This window comes from Moorena sp. SIO3I6 (genome assembly GCF_010672095.1).
In genome coordinates this window covers 1-1,003 of record NZ_JAAHHU010001777.1, presented here as the reverse complement: position 1 = coordinate 1,003, position 1,003 = coordinate 1, and the positions used below count along the sequence as shown (strand labels likewise).

General features: G+C 38.5%; 3 protein-coding genes. All 3 read right to left on the bottom strand.

The window, feature by feature from the left end:
- The coding region (locus F6K49_RS53070; protein WP_293111189.1) for a hypothetical protein at positions 1-208 on the bottom strand (208 nt) is incomplete at its 3' end.
- Between the two features lie 70 nt (positions 209-278).
- Positions 279-449, bottom strand: a complete 171-nt coding sequence (locus tag F6K49_RS53065; RefSeq protein ID WP_366514392.1) for a type II toxin-antitoxin system RelE/ParE family toxin — start codon at positions 447-449, stop codon at positions 279-281.
- 147 nt (positions 450-596) lie between these two features.
- A partial coding sequence (locus F6K49_RS53060; protein ID WP_293111187.1) for a hypothetical protein occupies positions 597-1,003 on the bottom strand: 407 nt, incomplete at its 5' end.

Genomic DNA, 1,003 nt, shown 5'->3' with positions numbered 1-1,003 from the left:
TAAAAGTACTTGTAAAATTGCTTCCCGGTTGCGCTGGGTTGCTGGGGCGTATTTTCGGCTGTCCACTAATTTTTCTCCCCGATAATGATAAGAGTGGGAACAGGCAAGATGCCCATTCCACCATCAGAGTGGGAACAGGCAAGATGCCCATTCCACCATCAGAGTAGGAACAGGCAAGATGCCCATTCCACAAAGCTATTAAAATCATCCCACATTTAGGCAACGCTATTAATTTTATGTCGGCGGCATTCCTGTTACCTTTGCTATTTTAGATTGCTTTAAGGAAAATAACGATAAAATTCTCGTCTATGGAGAACACGGGAGAATATGATAGTATCCCCTTTTAGGAAAAATCCAATTCTATAATCCCCTACACGAATTCGATAGGCATTATCTTCTCCTTTTAATTTTTTGATGTTTTTGATATCCCTAAGATTTTGACAGGAAATAATATCCTGAAAGGTAAACTTTTTAATCGTATTATAAAAAGGGGTGCTTTTCAGAGATTTAATATCTTTAATAAGCGATGCAGCGCGGTCTTGGGGGTTTCCCCCATGAGCGACTGCATCAAGACAAGGTTGGAAGATATTCAGTTTTCATTCTTTGTCGAGTTCTGCTAATGCTTCTTCCAAACTTAAAGGTGTTTCATCTTTAACTTCCATCATAGCACGATATAGTCCTTCATCTTCAAAGCTTTCAATTAAACGTTTATAGTCCTGAAAATCAATTAATACTTTCTGGATATTACCTTGATTATCGGCAATCAATTCTTGTGCTAATGGATAATATTTAGGGTTTATTATTTCCTCTTCATTGCAGAAACTTTTGACTCCAATCTTAACTATATAAATAGCTACTGGAGTCGCCAATGCCAGAGGCAAATTACCAGATGCAGCTAGAGATGCAACCAACGCAGTAGTTACTCCAGCAAGTCGATCGTCTCTAAATTCATCTTGACAAATTATATGGCGACACCGCCTGGCTAAATTTTGCAACCAACTCT